The 15466-nt window shown below is 58.6% G+C and carries 16 protein-coding genes; 14 read left to right on the plus strand and 2 right to left on the minus strand.

Annotated features, from left to right (window positions below; translation table 11 throughout):
* Positions 1-425 precede the first annotated feature (425 nt).
* Positions 426-1316, minus strand: coding sequence for an NAD(P)-dependent oxidoreductase (locus YUA_RS0116670; RefSeq protein ID WP_027531736.1), 891 nt, complete (start codon positions 1314-1316; stop codon positions 426-428).
* 40 nt (positions 1317-1356) lie between these two features.
* Here YUA_RS0116670 and YUA_RS50005 point away from each other — a divergent pair, with 40 nt between their 5' ends.
* The 10 genes from YUA_RS50005 to YUA_RS0116705 all read left to right on the plus strand — a co-directional run bounded on the left by YUA_RS50005 (position 1357) and on the right by YUA_RS0116705 (position 10156).
* A complete protein-coding gene (locus YUA_RS50005) occupies positions 1357-1653 on the plus strand; it encodes a hypothetical protein (RefSeq protein WP_156947143.1) in 297 nt (98 codons plus the stop codon).
* Positions 1654-1949: 296 nt separating this feature from the next.
* On the plus strand, positions 1950-2174 hold the full coding sequence (locus tag YUA_RS0116675; RefSeq protein WP_027531737.1) for a hypothetical protein: 225 nt from the start codon (positions 1950-1952) through the stop codon (positions 2172-2174).
* Between the two features lie 42 nt (positions 2175-2216).
* A complete protein-coding gene (locus YUA_RS52570) occupies positions 2217-2759 on the plus strand; it encodes an SDR family NAD(P)-dependent oxidoreductase (protein WP_198029432.1) in 543 nt (180 codons plus the stop codon).
* Between the two features lie 102 nt (positions 2760-2861).
* On the plus strand, positions 2862-3161 hold the full coding sequence (locus YUA_RS51675) for a hypothetical protein (protein ID WP_245285184.1): 300 nt from the start codon (positions 2862-2864) through the stop codon (positions 3159-3161).
* Complete coding sequence (locus YUA_RS52575; RefSeq protein WP_371259893.1) at positions 3070-3417, plus strand: SDR family NAD(P)-dependent oxidoreductase; 348 nt, start codon at positions 3070-3072, stop codon at positions 3415-3417. The genes YUA_RS51675 and YUA_RS52575 overlap by 92 nt, the downstream gene beginning before the upstream one ends.
* Before the next feature lie 299 nt (positions 3418-3716).
* The gene (locus YUA_RS0116685) at positions 3717-4850 is read left to right on the plus strand and encodes an LLM class flavin-dependent oxidoreductase (protein WP_027531739.1); all 1134 of its coding nucleotides are present in this window, start codon (positions 3717-3719) and stop codon (positions 4848-4850) included.
* A 54-nt stretch (positions 4851-4904) separates the two neighbouring features.
* A complete protein-coding gene (locus YUA_RS0116690; protein WP_027531740.1) occupies positions 4905-6221 on the plus strand; it encodes an MFS transporter in 1317 nt (438 codons plus the stop codon).
* A 14-nt stretch (positions 6222-6235) separates the two neighbouring features.
* On the plus strand, positions 6236-7318 hold the full coding sequence (locus YUA_RS44125) for a ketopantoate reductase family protein (RefSeq protein WP_084292639.1): 1083 nt from the start codon (positions 6236-6238) through the stop codon (positions 7316-7318).
* Positions 7315-8721 carry a M20/M25/M40 family metallo-hydrolase gene (locus tag YUA_RS0116700; protein ID WP_027531741.1) on the plus strand — a complete coding sequence of 469 codons (1407 nt, stop codon included), beginning with the start codon at positions 7315-7317 and terminating at the stop codon, positions 8719-8721. The genes YUA_RS44125 and YUA_RS0116700 overlap by 4 nt, the downstream gene beginning before the upstream one ends.
* A gap of 475 nt (positions 8722-9196) precedes the next feature.
* Entirely contained in the window at positions 9197-10156 is a 960-nt protein-coding gene (locus YUA_RS0116705; RefSeq protein ID WP_027531742.1) for a LysR family transcriptional regulator, read from the plus strand.
* A gap of 27 nt (positions 10157-10183) precedes the next feature.
* Here the strand turns inward: YUA_RS0116705 and YUA_RS44130 are convergent, their stop codons facing one another.
* Positions 10184-10894, minus strand: coding sequence for a GntR family transcriptional regulator (locus YUA_RS44130; protein ID WP_198029434.1), 711 nt, complete (start codon positions 10892-10894; stop codon positions 10184-10186).
* A gap of 157 nt (positions 10895-11051) precedes the next feature.
* Here YUA_RS44130 and YUA_RS0116715 point away from each other — a divergent pair, with 157 nt between their 5' ends.
* The 4 genes from YUA_RS0116715 to YUA_RS0116730 all read left to right on the plus strand — a co-directional run bounded on the left by YUA_RS0116715 (position 11052) and on the right by YUA_RS0116730 (position 15442).
* Complete coding sequence (locus YUA_RS0116715; protein WP_084292640.1) at positions 11052-12191, plus strand: LLM class flavin-dependent oxidoreductase; 1140 nt, start codon at positions 11052-11054, stop codon at positions 12189-12191.
* A 114-nt stretch (positions 12192-12305) separates the two neighbouring features.
* Positions 12306-13991, plus strand: a complete 1686-nt coding sequence (locus tag YUA_RS0116720; protein ID WP_063627795.1) for a M28 family peptidase — start codon at positions 12306-12308, stop codon at positions 13989-13991.
* A 12-nt stretch (positions 13992-14003) separates the two neighbouring features.
* Positions 14004-14756 (plus strand): SDR family NAD(P)-dependent oxidoreductase, encoded by a 753-nt coding sequence (locus YUA_RS0116725; RefSeq protein ID WP_027531745.1) that lies wholly within the window; start codon positions 14004-14006, stop codon positions 14754-14756.
* Between the two features lie 191 nt (positions 14757-14947).
* On the plus strand, positions 14948-15442 hold the full coding sequence (locus YUA_RS0116730) for a flavin reductase family protein (RefSeq protein ID WP_027531746.1): 495 nt from the start codon (positions 14948-14950) through the stop codon (positions 15440-15442).
* Positions 15443-15466: the final 24 nt, after the last annotated feature.

Genomic DNA, 15466 nt, shown 5'->3' on the forward strand with positions numbered 1-15466 from the left:
TCCGAAGTCGATCCAGCCGGAATTGAATCCGCCGGCGCGTCATCGCAGGTGCGGGCAGCAGTATCGGTGGGGCCATCGCGGAAAAGCTCAGGTACGGTCGGCTATCGCCAAGTGCTCGGCGACATGTCGGAAATAGTGCCAAATGCGGGGACTCTCGCGAAATGAGGAGTCGAGGCACGAAGCGGCTTGGGCTTGTGGAGATGCTTGTCGCGGCGATAGGTCTCGGCCCCTCGAAGATAGGAAGATAGCGATCGAGGTAGTAGAGGATTCGACCTCTCCTTGACGCCAACCTCAAAGTAGCTGGCCCCCGCAAAGTGCATGTTTCAGCAGATGGACGAACTCGGCCGCGGTTCCGTCCCTTGTTGGTCCGCTTCCAGGCTTGCGCTGCTCGCCCCTGTACTTTGTCCCGCAATCTTGCGTGGATTTCACCCTGAGTCGCGCTCGCGCGCGGCCTTATTCGCCCAATATGCAGGCATATACGCGCAGTCGCGACCGCCCAGTCCGGCTGCACTTGCCTCGTCAAACGCCCTTAGAGTCTGGGCCGCCAGTGGCAGGGCGATGCTATGTGCGTCGCCCTCAGCCAGCATCGTCCGCAAATCCTTACGCATGGAGTCGATGTCGAACGTCGGCTGAACGTCTTGGTCACCCCCTAGGATCGCCGCGATTGACTTCGCCTTCACCTTCAAGACGTTCGGTGCGCCCGCCGTCTCGGCGAAGAGCTGCACAAGCCACTCCGGATCCTTCCCCAGGTAACGAACAAGCGCTAACGCCTCGCCGAAGCTCTGCCAGAATACAAGCAGGGGCAGGTTGATTGCTAACTTGGCCGATGCGCCAGCGCCCACCGGGCCGATGTGCTCAATCCAACGGCAAAGCTTCTCCAGCACCGGACGGGCACGCTCCACATCCGCGGCATCGCCGCCAGCTAGGCCAAGTAACAGACCTGCGCGGGCGGGCGCGGTGGTGCCGCCCACCGGACACTCCACGAATGCGCCGCTCGTTCGCCTCACCTCCAACGCCAGCGCCTGCTGCGTCTCTGGCCGAAGCGTGCTCATCTCGATGATGAGCTTGTTCGGTGCCGCACTAAGCAATCCGTTTGGGCCGTGATAGACAGCCTGCACGGCCGTAGCATCGAACAGCATCGAGATGATCGTATCCGTGCGATCGGCCAACTCGCGCGGCGTGTCGGCCACCGGTAGCCCGGTGGCCTCCGCCTTTTCGCGCGACCGGTTCCAAACTATAACGTCCTCGCCCATCTCGTGCAGCCGCGCTGCTATTGCGGTCCCCATCTTACCAATTCCAGCGATACCAACGGGCATAACGTAATCCTCTTTCCGACAACTCATCATCTCTCATGGAGTGACCAGCCCCATTATCGGGTCGGAAGGCCAGCCCCTGTTGCTCGATTCTCGGACTTCTTTGCTTGATCCTACAAAAGGGGTGCCGCCGCCGGCCGCGGCATTCCGCCATTCCATGGCACGGCGCCTGTCGCTCAATCCGTCTACAACTCAGGAGGGACATGTCTCAAAAAAAGCCGGCCATGAAGCCGTGCTCAACCCGGAAGAGCCGATTCTGGAGGGTTACCGAGCTTGCATCGTTGAGCAGAGGGTGCGGGCATTGAACTTCTTCACTGCCCGCAAAGAAGCGGCTCCGTGAATGAGACGGATCAGCGTCGATTGGGCGCAACGCGGTGCTGAACGCCTATTTTGTCTTTTTCTTGGTGCGTTGTTCGTGCTTCGCACCTGAACGATTGTCACAACCCAATCTCTTCATATCCGCCGTGAGGAACTGCGAGTGCGTTGTGATTAATTGAACGGCAAACCGGCCATACAGTTGAACGAAAAGTCCCCTTGACCGCCTCGTAGTACAGATACGGAGCAATAATTGGAACTCCTTGTAGAGGCGCACGATGCTCACTGAGAGATCCGCGACTGCGCAACGAGGAGCCACTTTTGTCTGAGAAACCGCGCGTCGCCGGTAGAGCAGCCATCGGCACCGTAACGGCCCGGGGCACCGGCGAAAGCATTGCCGAGCTATTCGTCTCAGAAGGCGCCAAGGTGCTTCTCGTCAACGTAAACCCAGACGTGGAGGACACCGCACGGCACTTCGGGCAAGCGGCGATCGTGAAGAGTGTAACCAATACGGATGCTGGAACCAGATCGTTGCTGCAGCACTGAAGTCCCTCAGTCGGATGGTCACCCCTGTCAACAACGCCGGAATTGGCGGCTCCAAGACGCTGCCGGAGTCCCGACGCTCTCATCGATCGGTTTCTCCAGACCAATCTCGCGTCGCCGCTCAGAATCACCCGATCCGTTTTGCCTCACCTCACACGTCCAAGCGGACGTATCATCAACATATCCTCGATCTCGAACCGACGGGATATCCTGGCACTACCGCTTATGGCATCCGCGGCTCTCGCTCCCCGCGTAGGGACCGCGATCTTTAGGCCTCACGCTGCTTCTAGTCGAGCAGAACGTCGGTATAGGGCTCGATATCGCCGACTACATCTATGCAATCGGGGCCAGACGCATTGCCTACGAACGAGAAGTTGGAAGTGGCATCGCAATGGAGGAGCTTCAAGAGTTCTATCTCGGCGGCGAAGCATTGACCCGCTCGCTATCGATACGACTAGGCGGTCCTTGAAAGACATGAAAGCAATAGTGCCTCGGCGGTTCGAGGGACGAGTGGTTGTCGTTACAGGCGCCGCCGGTGCGTTGGGGCGCGCTTGTGCAGCGTCGCTGGCCAGCGAAGGTGCAGAATAGCTCCTGTTCGCGCGCGATCCAAAGGGGTTGCGGAAACGGCCAGAATGTGCCCGGACACGGAACCAGTCGCGGGGACGTGAGGTACGCGGCAGACGGTTCGGCGTGGTTGAGTTAATTGTCGCGGCGGCCGGTATCGCAGGTCCATTAAAAAATGCCATCGAACTGGAGGAAGACAAGTTCGACCTGCTCTTCGACGTGAACGTCAAGGGGGGTGGGCTCGCCGCAAAATATCTGATTTCCGCAAATGCGCGAGCTCGGTCGTTGTTCGGTCGGGCTGTTTTCTTTGGCGGCCGGTCTGCGCGGTTCACCCGTGTTGTCGGTTTATTCGGCCACGAAGGGTGCCGTAACGCTCCTGACGAAGAGCCTTGCGCTCAATCACCCGACCGAAAACGTCCGCGTTAATGCGTGTGTCCCGGGACGATCGAGTCTCCGATGGTTCGTCAGTCGATCGCGGAAGCCGGAGATGCGACCGCTCAATCGGCGCGTGAAGATCCGCAAAAATCCTTGCAGCCGATGCAGCGTTTTGGTTTTTCCTCGGAAGTCGTCGGAGCTGTGCTGTACCTCCTCAGCGCCGAAGCCTCGTTCCCACCGAAATCGCCCTGCCGATCGCGGCGCCTCGCTTAGTGGCCGCGACGACGAACAGCGCTTGCCGGTGTGATGAAGCCGAGCATGCCCACAGGCGGCGAGAGGAGATCGCTACGCAAGCCTCCTTGGATGGCAAGGGCGCCGGATTTTGGAATGTGCACTCAAAATGAGGTGCCATGATACCATTTCGGCCTTCGTCCCCACGAGGCTCGGGGAACCTTCTGAGAGCGTATTTTATCGTGTAGCCATAAGCAAAAAACATCGACGTAATGTTGTAAGACGATTTGACGAGCATATTATCAATCATGTTAGGATGTGTGAGGTCGAGGCCCGAAGCCGAACTTCGGCTTCGGGTGCGCACCGGGAGAAACGATGCAAGAGTTTGAATTTTCCAAAACAGGAAGCGCCCGGAAGCCCAAGTGCTGGGACGGCAGCATGCGCTTCGGCATTTTTTGGCCTGGGACAAAGACGAAGCTTCCTTCCGAGCGCATCGCGGAGCTCAATCCCGATCCTCTTGATATCGAGAACCACCTCTCGTTGGCGAGAGCCTGCGAGCAAGTTTCACTCGATCTCGTGCTGCTGGGCGACGGATATGCACCGAGTTCTGAAGAAGGCACTCGCATCGGCTTTCAGGATCCGGGGTTGCACGCCCTCATTATCGCGGCTCCGATCATCATGGCCACGCAGCATCTAGGGGTCATCTCCACGCTTCACACGACGTTCTTCCACCCGGCTCACATCGCGAGGTTCGCCGCCAATTTGGATTGGTTGAGCAACGGTCGCTGGGGATGGAACATCGTCAACGGCTATCGAGACTACGAGGCAAGTTTGTTCGGCTTCGAAACGCTGCCCCACAGCGCTGCTCTCTACGACGCGGCTGCCGAAGCCATCGCCGTCATTGAGTCTCTCTGGGACGGCTCGCGCCGAACCGAATACGACGGTCGCCATTACAAAAGCCATGGCAAGATGAAGGGCCCATATCCGTCGGAGCGACCCGTTTTCGTCTGCGCAGCGGCCTCCGACCGAGGGCGTCGATTCACCGCAACTCACTGCGACTACTTGTTCGCTTCGCCAACCGAGCTATCCGATCTGCCGGCGATCAAACAGGACGTCAGCCGCTATGCGCACGAAGCCAGTCGGCCGGCGCCCGAGATACTCGTTGTGATCGACCTTCACATTCGCGAGCAGCAGGGTGAAGCCAGGCGTGTCTTCGACGATCTAATGGGCAGCATGGAAACCAATGAGGCCGGTCGGAAGTGGTCGGGACAGATCGGACGACTGCGCAACGAGCAGAAGAGCCCGTTCAAGTTCCCGGCCTTCGTCGGAACGTCGCGAGAGGTGGCAGATCAGATCATCGCCGCGCGTGAACAATGGGGCCTGAACGGCGTCTTGTTTCGGCCTCTAATTTGCTCGGCCGAAGAAGTGCTTCGCCTGGCGCCAGTCATGGAAATCCTCGAGCGCGCCGGCGTTCGCAAGAATCCAAAGGCTAGAAACTATTCCTGGTAGCAAGCTGCGGATTCTTCCCAGGAGCCGTCCGAGTTCAAAGAAATAGGGCAGATCATGGTCGATCAGGCAAGTGCCACCCAACTGCATCTCGCCGGCGCGACGATGGATCGATCCGAGCCGCGACCAGCGTTCAGGAAGTTCATCGCCGCCGCGACGGTCGGCAACATCTTCGAATGGTATGATTGGGGCGTCTTCGCTTTCGTCGTCACCTACATCGCGCGAAATTTCTTTCCTTCGCAAGATCCCACTGCTGCGTTGCTATCAACCTTCGCAACTTTCGGTGCAGGTTTCGTGGCACGACCAGCCGGAGCTCTATTGATCGGTTCGATTGGCGACCGATTCGGCCGCAAAACGGCGCTCATGGCGACGATCTACGTCATGGCAATCGGAACGGTCGGCACTGCCCTTATCCCGACCTTCAACACTATCGGTGTCTGGGCTCCCGTCCTGCTTGTATGCGCTCGCCTGCTGCAAGGCATCTCCACGGGAGGCGAGCTTGGTGGTTCTCTCGCGTTCATCATCGAGTGGGCGCCGCGTCATCTGCGCGGTTTCTACGGAAGCTTCCAGCAGGCATCCACCATCGTCGGTTTGCTGATCGGCTCGGCGGTTTCCGCCGTGTTGAATAGTATTTTGACCCCGGATCAGATGGCCGAATGGGGGTGGCGCGTCCCATTCATCATAGGGGGCGTCCTGCTCCCCATCGGCATCTGGATGCGCCGCGACCTTGAAGACACTCCCGCCTTCCTGGAGTCGAAAACGTCGAAAGCCGAGCAAACGTCTTTTCAGACGGGTGCCATCATGGTCCTGCGGGCCGTTGGGTTCGGAATTTGTTGGACGACATGTCAGTATCTGATCCTTAGCTACTTGGCGACCTTTACCGCCATGCAGGGAGGATTGACCGAGAGCCAGGCGCTCTGGTCGCACACGACCGGTCTCATCTGCGCAATCGTCTTTACGCCTATATGGGGCTTCCTGTCCGACAGGATCGGACGCAAACCGCTTCTCGTCGCCGTGAATCTGTTCTTCTCGATCGTGGGCTATTTCATCTTTTCGTTCATCTCGTCTGCTCCCGGGTTGGCCTGGATCGTTGCAGTACAGTGCGTCATTGGAGCCGTCATGGCCATTCATACCGGCGTGGGCCCCGCCGCCATCACGGAAATCTTTCCCACCAAATCCCGTTCGTTCTTGAACTCTCTCGCCTTCGCGTTGGTCGTGACGATCTTCGGCGGATTTTCGCCCTACGTGGCCACTTGGCTGATCCACACGACGGGATCTCCGATCTCGCCTTCATACTTGTTGATCGCAACCGGCCTGATCGCCGCTGCTACGGTTGCAGTGTCGAAAGAGACGGCTCACGAAGAGCTGTCGTAGCGGCGGGCGCAAAAATGATTGATCGGGTTTGCATCTGGGGAGCGGGCGCAATCGGAGGCATTGTGGGGGCCCACCTCGCACGCGCCGGACAAGATACGCTCCTGGTCGATGTGGCCGACGAGCACGTGGAGCGGATCGCTTCGAAGGGGCTTACGATAGATGGCCCGTTGGGGCACTTCTCGATCGACATTTCCGCTACCAAACCGGAAAGACTGAACGGAAAATTCGGTGTCATCTTGCTCGCCGTCAAGTCGCAGCATACGAAAGATGCTTGTCTGGCGTTATTCCCGCATCTCGCATCGGACGGCTACGTCGTTTCACTCCAGAACGGACTGAACGAGCCGATAATCGCCAATATCGTCGGTCGCGATCGCACTGTCGGCGGCTTCGTCAATTTCGGCGGAGACTATCTGGAACCGGGGCGAATCACTTATGGACTTCGCGGGACAGTTGCTGTCGGAGAGCTCGATGGCACGATCACGCCGCGCCTCGAAGATCTCAATCAGTGCCTTAGGCTGTTCGAAGAAAGTGCGATAATAAGCCCCAACATCATGGGCTATCTCTGGGGTAAGGCGGCTTATGGCGCAATACTTACCGCTTCCGCGCTGACCCATGCTCCGATAGCCGACTTCATTGGCAGTCCGAAGCGGCGCGTACTCCTGAAAAAGCTCGCCCAAGAAGTGCTGGATGTCGCTCTGGCGGAAGGTGCTTCCCCGCTTGGATTCGATACCTTCGAGCCCGCGGCCTTTATCGCGCGCGATGATATCGCGATGAACGCAAGTCTCGATGCGTTGGCCGCCTTCAACCGTGGAACCGGGAAGACTCACAGCGGAATCTGGCGCGATCTCGCGGTCCGAAAGCGGCCGACCGAGGTAGCTGCGCAGTTCCAGCCCATCGAACAAATCGCGCGGCGGCACGATCTAGGGGTGCCACTTTTCAAGGCCCTTGTTGAGTTGATCAACACTGTCGAGATCGGTCACCGCGAACAGGGGGAAGAGCTTGCCGATGAACTCTGTCGTCGTTCGGAAATCCCGTTAAGCGACCTTCGATCGGCACCAGCTCGATCTTCGAAACAATCATCTGAGGCTTTGAAATGACTTCTTCTCGTGATGCAGCGATCAGTGCGGCGAAAGCAAGCTACGACGCCGGCGAGTTTCTTAGTCGCCTCAAAGACCTCGTTGCTGTGCCGACCGAAAGCCATCCTCCGGAGCACAAGGAGGATTTGGTTCGTTACTGCAGCGAGGTGCTCGGTCCATTGGTCGAGTCGTTGGGGTTTTCGGTCTCGATCCTCGATAACCCGGAGCACCACCACGGGCCCGTGATGCTCGGGACCCGTATAGAGGATGCATCGCTTCCAACCGTGCTGATCTATGGGCACGGAGATGTCGTGCGAGCCATGCCGCAGAGGTGGAGGTCCGACCTGGATCCGTGGACTGTTAAGGTCGAAGGCGACAAGATCTACGGTCGGGGCGTGGTGGACAACAAGGGTCAACATCTGCTTGCCATCGAGGCCTTGCGCGCGGTGCTCTCGGTTCGTGGACGATTGGGCTTCAATGCGAAGATCTTCGTCGAGACAGGCGAAGAGGCCGGTTCTCCGGGCCTGCGCGGCATACTCCAGCGTCATCGGAAGGCTTGCGCAGCGGATGTCTTCATAGCTCTCGATGGTTTACGCCAAGCGATCTCGATACCGGAGGTAACCCTCGGGACTCGAGGAGGCGTTGCGATGGATCTAGTCGTGAATCTCCGCGAGGGCGGGTTTCATTCAGGCCATTGGGGAGGGCTTCTCACCGATCCTGCGGTCATTTTGTCGCATGCAATCGCGAGCATCATTTCGCGAGACGGCCGAATTCTGGTGGAGGGATGGACTCCGGCCGCGATCCCCGCAGATGTGCGCAACGCATGTGCCAAGATCGTGGTCGATGAGCTGCCGAATGGACCATCGCCGGATCCTCAGTGGGGCGAACCCGGCCTCACCCGCGCAGAGCGCATCTTCATGTGGACCAGCGCAGTCATACTCGCGAGCGTGTCCGGGCAACCTGATGCTCCAGTGAACGCTGTATCGGGTAGCGCGCGCGCCCGGATCCAGGTGCGGCATACAGTCGATGTACCGGCCGATGGACTTGTGAGTGCGCTTCGAAAGCACCTCGACAAGGAGGGGTTCGACAACGTGCAGGTTTTAGCGGTCCAGGAACGAGACGCGTTTCCGGCATCGAGGACATCGTCCGAGAATCCCTGGGTGCGGCTTGTCGTGAGATCGATGGCAGAGACAGCACGCCGACCTCCCAACGTCGTTCCCAATATCGGCGCATCGGGTCCTTCCGAGCTGTTTCGACAAGAACTCTGCACGCCCGTCTTGTGGCTCCCCTTCTCGTATGGCGGCTGCAATCAGCATGGTCCGGACGAGCACGGCTTGGCCTCGCTGTTTCGCGAAGGGATCGGTCTGATGGCCGGCGTCTGGTGGGACATCGGGAGCGCGGATCGCGCGTCGCTGCGTCGCTGAGCAAGAGCGACCTCTGGTTTTGCAGGCGCAGAGAGAACCGTTTGGAGTGCAGTCAATTGCCCAATAGTAGTCGCAGTGAACGCTCATCATTTCGATGGATTGCTGATTGGTTGGGCAAAGTCCTGCGGAAACCCATTTCCAAAAACTCGTTCGCAATATTTGCGGATGGAGGTGGCGCCTTCACGCTCGATGAGCAGCAAAGATCACAGGACAAAGGTCAGGGTCCTACGGATAGGGACGTCGAGTAGAGAGCATCACCATTCATGCGAATGGCTGACGGAGTATGTTCTGGCGCTGCGATTTTCGCTGCACCCGATCCACCGGATGCGGAATAACTACGTATTTCGTGACAATATCGGAACATAATTGCTATTCTGCTCACTGCAGGATTATGTTTGTTTCGCCGTAAGCCGGCTTAGTGTGCGACTTGAAGCGCCCAGGCGCAGGTTGGCATCTTTCTTGCGACGCGATTGGAATGCCTATCAAGCTGGAGGTCGTGATGGAATTTCGTCAGCTTCGCTCGTTCTGCAAGATCGTCCAGCACGGCAGCTTCACTCGCGCCGCCGAAGCCTTAAGAATTACTCAGCCCGCTCTCGGGCTTCAGATTCGAAATCTAGAGGAAGAACTGCGGGTACCGCTGCTCGTGCGCCATTCGCGAGGAGTCGAGTTGACGCCTGAGGGCAAGATATTGCTCGAACGCGCGCAGGTCATTCTGAGCAATGTCGATCAGGCCGTGCGAGCTGTCGGTGATTGCAGGACGCTTGAGAAAGGCGAAATAAGGCTCGGTCTTGCACCAAGCATGGCGGCTATGATGGCAATCTCCCTTGCGCGGAAGGCCAACGAAAAATTGAAGCATGTCCGCTTTGAGTTTCTGGAGGCGCCCACGCCGATTTTAGCCGACTGGGTATCGGAGAAGCGGGTGGATATTGCTATCGCGTGCGAGGGTCCGCTCGATCCGAACATCATAAGAGAAGAATTGCTCCAAGAATGGCTGTATCTGGTGCAGAAGCCAATCGCCGGGGAACCGCTAATTGGTCCGTCGATTGAATTCGGCGAGCTTTCAACGATTCCGCTCGCCATTGCCGACCCTATGCTGACCAAGCTGCTCTACCACAAGCTCGTCGCGGCCGCCGAAACGGCAGGAATCACGTTGGATATCCAAAACGTGCTTCCGTCAACGGATCTCGTCAAGACGCTCGTCGAGGAGGGGCACGTCGCCACGGTGATGCCGTATGCGAATGTCCGCCGCGAATGCCAGCAGAGAACCTTGCGAGTCCGCAAGATCACGAGCCCGACCCTTACTCGGAACGCGTATCTACTCTCGCACCGTGAGGCCTCTCCGAACAAGGCCGTGCGGGAGCTGATCCGACATGCGGTCGCGGAAGAAATCCGGGACATGCCGGAGTGTGCGACCTTGTCGGAATTCGCGCTCTAGAGGTGGGACCGAAAGCGGAAATCGGCTCTAGATGGCGGCGGCTGGCTCGTTCGGCAAAGCGTAGCCCGACTCAACGATCGCCCTGGCCAGGACAGCTATTCTGTCGAGGTGTTCGGTAACGATCCGCTCCGCGCCTTCCTCGTCGCCGGCGACAATCGCGTCGCTCAAGATTCGAAGTGACTCGATGCCCTGTGCGCGGCCCTTTTTCTGCAACGAGATGAAGCGAATCAGCTTGATCCGGTTGTGGAGTGTACCGAGAGCCTGAGCGAGATACGGATTGCCGCTGCCAGCCGCAATCGCGCTATAGTATGTCGTGCCGGCCTCCAGCAGCTCAAACGGGGAGCCGGTCGCCTCGATTTCGTTGAGCCGCTTCACCGAACGCTGCAATGCGGCGAGATCATCCGGCCGGCGTCGGCGGGCGAACTCACGGGCCGCGAAGCTCTCGAGCAGCCGCCTAAGCGCATACAGGTGCCCCACTTCGTCAACGGTCATTGCCGTGACGACCGGGCCTCGATGAGGCGCAGTGGCAATAAGACCTTCCGCCTCCAGCAGCCTGAACGCTTCGCGCAGCGACGGTCGACTTACCCCGGTCAATTCGCAAAGCTCGCGCTCGCGCAATTGACTGCCCGGCGGGAAGCGCCCGGTGACGATTGCTTGACGGAGACGATCAGCCACCAAGCTGCGCAGGCTGATCGCCTGACCAACCACGGAGAGGTCGTCGACTTTCATCCCGGTCATCTTCGCGTGCTCCTTCGACATGCACAGCGCTTATCTCGCTCGCGATAAGCACGCAACAAAATTACCTTACAAGATTTTTGTATTACAATCTGGTCATAAGCTATAATGATGATATAACATTGTACAACGGGCCGTTTCAGTCAATAGCGGAGTTTTCATGCTCAAGACCGCTCGCCGAGGCGTTGTTTCTAGCCCGCGCAAGCCGAAAGCATTCGATGGCTCGATGCGCTTTGGCCTGTTTTGGCCAGGGACGCGTACGTTGTTACCGTCAGAGAAGATCGCGGCTCTCAATCCTGATCCGCTCGACCTCAGCATCCAATTAGACCTCGCAAGCGCTTGCGAGCATGTGGCACTAGATCTCGTGCTCCTCGGCGATGGCTACTCGCCGAGCTCGGAAGAAGGGACACGCTTCGGATTTCAGGACCCAGGGCTCCACGCTTTGACTTTGGCGGCTCCCCTGATCATGGCAACGGAGCATCTCGGCGTCATATCGACGCTCCATTCGACGTTCTTCCACCCGACGCACATAGCACGCTTCGGTGCCAATATGGATTGGCTGAGCGGCGGTCGCTGGGGTTGGAACATCGTCAACGGCTATCGCGATTACGAGGCGAGCCTCTTCGGCTTTGAGACGCTTCCGGATAGTGCCGTTCTCTACGACGCTTCCGACGAGGCGGTTCAGATCATCGAATCGTTGTGGGACTCCTCAAAGCGCACCGAATTCTCCGGAGCGCACTATAAGTGCCATGGTAAAATGAAGGGACCGTATCCGGAAGAGCGCCCCGTGTTCGTCTGCGCCGCTGCATCGGAACGCGGAAGACGTTTTACGGCGAAGCACTGCGAGTACATGTTCGCATCGCCGACCAAGTTGTCGGACCTGCCGCCGATCAAAGAGGATTTGGCTCTTCATGCCGCCGAAGCCAAGATCGCTCATTCGCCCGAAGTACTCGTCGTCGCGGACCTTCTGATTCGGGACGAGTCTGGGGAAGCCAGGGAAATGTTCGACAGCCTGATGGCGAGCATCGAGACCAACGAGGCGGCCCAGAAGTGGTCGGGACAAATCGGCCGCCTCAGAAATGAAAAGAAGACGCCCTTCAAGTTTCCCTACTTCGTCGGAACGGCGACCGAGGTTGCAGAGCAGCTGATCGAGGCAAAATCCGATTGGGGCCTCAACGGCGTGCTGTTTCGGCTTCCAGTCTGGTCTCCGCAAGAAGTCCTGCGGCTCCATCCAGTCTTCGATATCCTGGAGCGGAAGGGCGTTCGCGTCCACCCGCAGGCAAGAAATTATTCTTGGTAACAGCAGTCATCCATTCATTTCCCAACAAGCAAGGTCCAACGGAAGATGACAGCAAGCGAGCGTGAAGCTACGTCAGTACTCAAGAAAATCTGCGCTTCCGTCCAGGACACGTCGATGATGCGGCATCTCGAAGAGTTTTCTCGCCGCGTGAAGTTGTCTGGTAGCCGGGAGGAGCTCGAGAGCTTCGGGTATCTGCGCAACCAACTCGAAAGCTACGGCATCAGTACAAATCTTGTGCTGCATGATGCGTATATCAGCCTGCCGGGACAGGCACGGATCGCGATCGGAGATTGGGCGCCCGACTGCATCACCCACTCGTTCTCTCGCTCCTCTGGGCCGCGAGGCGTGGGCGGCGAGCTGATCTATGCGGGCGCTGGTGGGCCCGACGACTTCGCGAGAACGGATGCGCAAGGAAAGATCGTTCTGCTCGAAGGAATCGCAAATCCAGCCGCGAGCCTACGCGCATCCCAAGCCGGCGCCATAGGGCAGATTCATATTTCTCCGGCAAAGCACCTCTATGAGATGTGCATTTCGTCGGTCTGGGGAAATCCAACTCCGGATCAGCTTGAGCTGCTGCCTAGGACCGTCGTGCTAAGCGTACGAAATAGCGACGGCGAGGCCCTCAAAAGTCGATTGTTGAATGGGGAAGCCGTCTCGGCGGTTCTGACGGCCGAAGTGGATACTGGCTGGCGGAAGACGCCGATGCTCGAGGCCAATCTAGAGGCTGACCATCCATTGGATGACAGCTTCGTCCTGTTCTCGGGTCATCACGACACGTGGTACTACGGTGTAATGGACAACGGGAGTGCTAACGCTGCCATGCTGGAGGCGGCGCGCATCTTCGCGTTGCATCGCCAGGATCTCCGTCGTCATCTAAGGCTCTGCTTCTGGTCCGGTCATTCGCACGGACGCTATTCGGGCTCATCCTGGTACGCGGACGTCAAGTTCAAGGAGCTCTCGACCCGTTGCGTTGCGCACGTGAATATCGACTCCATCGGAGCTCGAGGCAACACCGTGCTCTCCGATGCGCTTTCGTCGAACGAACTCTACGCGCTCGCGGCAGAAGCAGTCAGCGCACAGGCCAACCAGAAGATCGACGGACACCGGATGAGCCGCGCCGGAGACCAATCCTTCTGGGGCATTGGCATTCCTTCTATCTTCATGGCGATGGGCGAACAGCCGGCCGGGAACGGCGGGAGCGTCATGGGGCCTGCCATCGGCGGCGGCGGTGCTCGCAAGGGTGCCGGTTTCGGCTGGTGGTGGCATACTCCCGACGATACCCTCGACAAGATCGATCCCGAGCTCCTCGTAAGGGACACCTCGATCTACGTACATGCCATTGGACGGCTCCTGACCGACGAGATTCTGCCACTGGACATTCAGAGGCAGGTGAATGCTTTGCAGGGGGAATTGACATCGCTCGCACAAGCGCTCGAGGATCGCATGGACATCAAGCCGGTCCTCCAAAGCGCCGGAATGTTGGGCGTCGCGGTAAAGCGCTTTCAAGAAGCGGCGAAGGTTGCTTCCCGCGATGATGCCACGAGCATCAATCGGGCTCTTATCGGCGTTACCCGAGCCTTGGTGCCGATCGACTACACCCGCGGTAGCCGCTTCGATCCTGACCCAGCCCTCCGACAGAACCCATACCCGGTACTCGATCCGCTCCGTTCCGTCGCAACTGCGACAGTAGGATCCGATCAGTTTCTCTTCGCGAGCGTGGCTGCCCGGAGGGCCGTGAATCGTGTCGCGGTCGCCATCGATGAGGCGCTTGCGGCGTTAGGTGCCACGGATAAAGATTGAATTGGATAGAAAATGGACATCAGATTCGACGGAAGGGTCATCATCGTCACCGGCGGCGCGCAAGGGATTGGACAGGCAATAGGAGCTGCCTTCCGAGATTCAGGAGCGCGAGTGCATCTCGTAGACCGCGATCCTAGGATCGTCGAAGTTGGCCACGATCTGAAAATGGCCGTTCATGTAGTGGATCTGTCCAAACGTGATGCGTCGACAGAGTTGGTGCATTCCGTCGTCGCGGAGGAGGGGCGGCTGGACGTCCTGGCTCTCGCGGCGGGAGGCATTGCCGGTCTTGCCGGTCTGCCCCTAGATGGGATAACCGATGAGAATTGGGATCGCATAATGGGCGCGAATGTGAAAAGCGCGCTTTGGCTATCACAGGCCGCGGGTCCGATAATGACGAAGGCCGAGTGGGGCCGGATCATCGTCATTTCGTCGGGAGCAGGCCTTCGACCGAGCCTCACCGGTCTTCATGCTTACACCGCCTCCAAGCACGCCGTCATTGGACTGATGAAGCAGCTATCAGTCGGCTTGGCCGGCGCTGGTGTAACCGTCAATTCTGTCGCCCCGGGTTTTATCCTTTCCAGTCCGGATGCACGTAACCAGTGGGAAGGATGGACGCCGGAGCGACGGTCGCAGGTCCTGGCGCAAATTAATACCGGACGGTTGGGTACGGCCGAGGATATAGCCAACGCGACTCTCTTTCTCGCTAGTGAGCAGGCGAGCTGGATTACGGGACAGGTCATTTCGGTAGATGGTGGCCGGGCATAAGCGCTCACCAGGTACTGTCGGCCGGCGTTCGCGACCTGCAGCGCCAAAGCCACGCGCGTCCGCCGGCGGAGGCTTGATGGGTCCTGATGCTCCTCTCAAGAGGGCAGAATGATGTTCCCATTCAATCGCGGCGTTGCTTCGTTTATCTGAATGGCTGAGTGCCGAGCCGCGCGAGACCAGGGGAGACCGAGATGCCAACCTCATTTCCAGCGATCGAACCGAAGGCGTTCTGGCGCGTACTCGGAATGCGCGCGATCGGAGGAGCCGTCGTCACCGCACGCGGTCCTGATGGCGATGCGGGGTTCCTGGCGCTATCGGTCACGCACCTGACGCAAAACCCACCGACGCTGATGTTATCGATAGGAAAAAGCACGTCCGCATTGGCAGCGGTCAGAGCCGCCGGCCATTTTGCGGTGAACTATCTACCGTCTTCGTTATCGGAGTTGGCCGACGTATTTGGAGGTCGCACGGGTCTGAAAGGACCCGATCGCTTTGTGGACGGGCAATGGGACCAACTCCTCACGGGAGCACCGATCCTGAAAGACGCGGTCGGCGCGATAGAGTGCCGGGTAGCCGAGGAAATCGAGCGCTACGACAGCGTAATAGTGATCGGAGAAATCGTCAACTGGACCTTCAATGAAGGCTTGCGTCCTCTGATCTACTTTTCAGGTAAGACATTCGACTAACGTAAGCCTCGCTCAGACGTCGCG

Origin of the sequence: Bradyrhizobium sp. WSM3983 (genome assembly GCF_000473045.1) — a bacterium.
Lineage (GTDB): Bacteria > Pseudomonadota > Alphaproteobacteria > Rhizobiales > Xanthobacteraceae > Bradyrhizobium.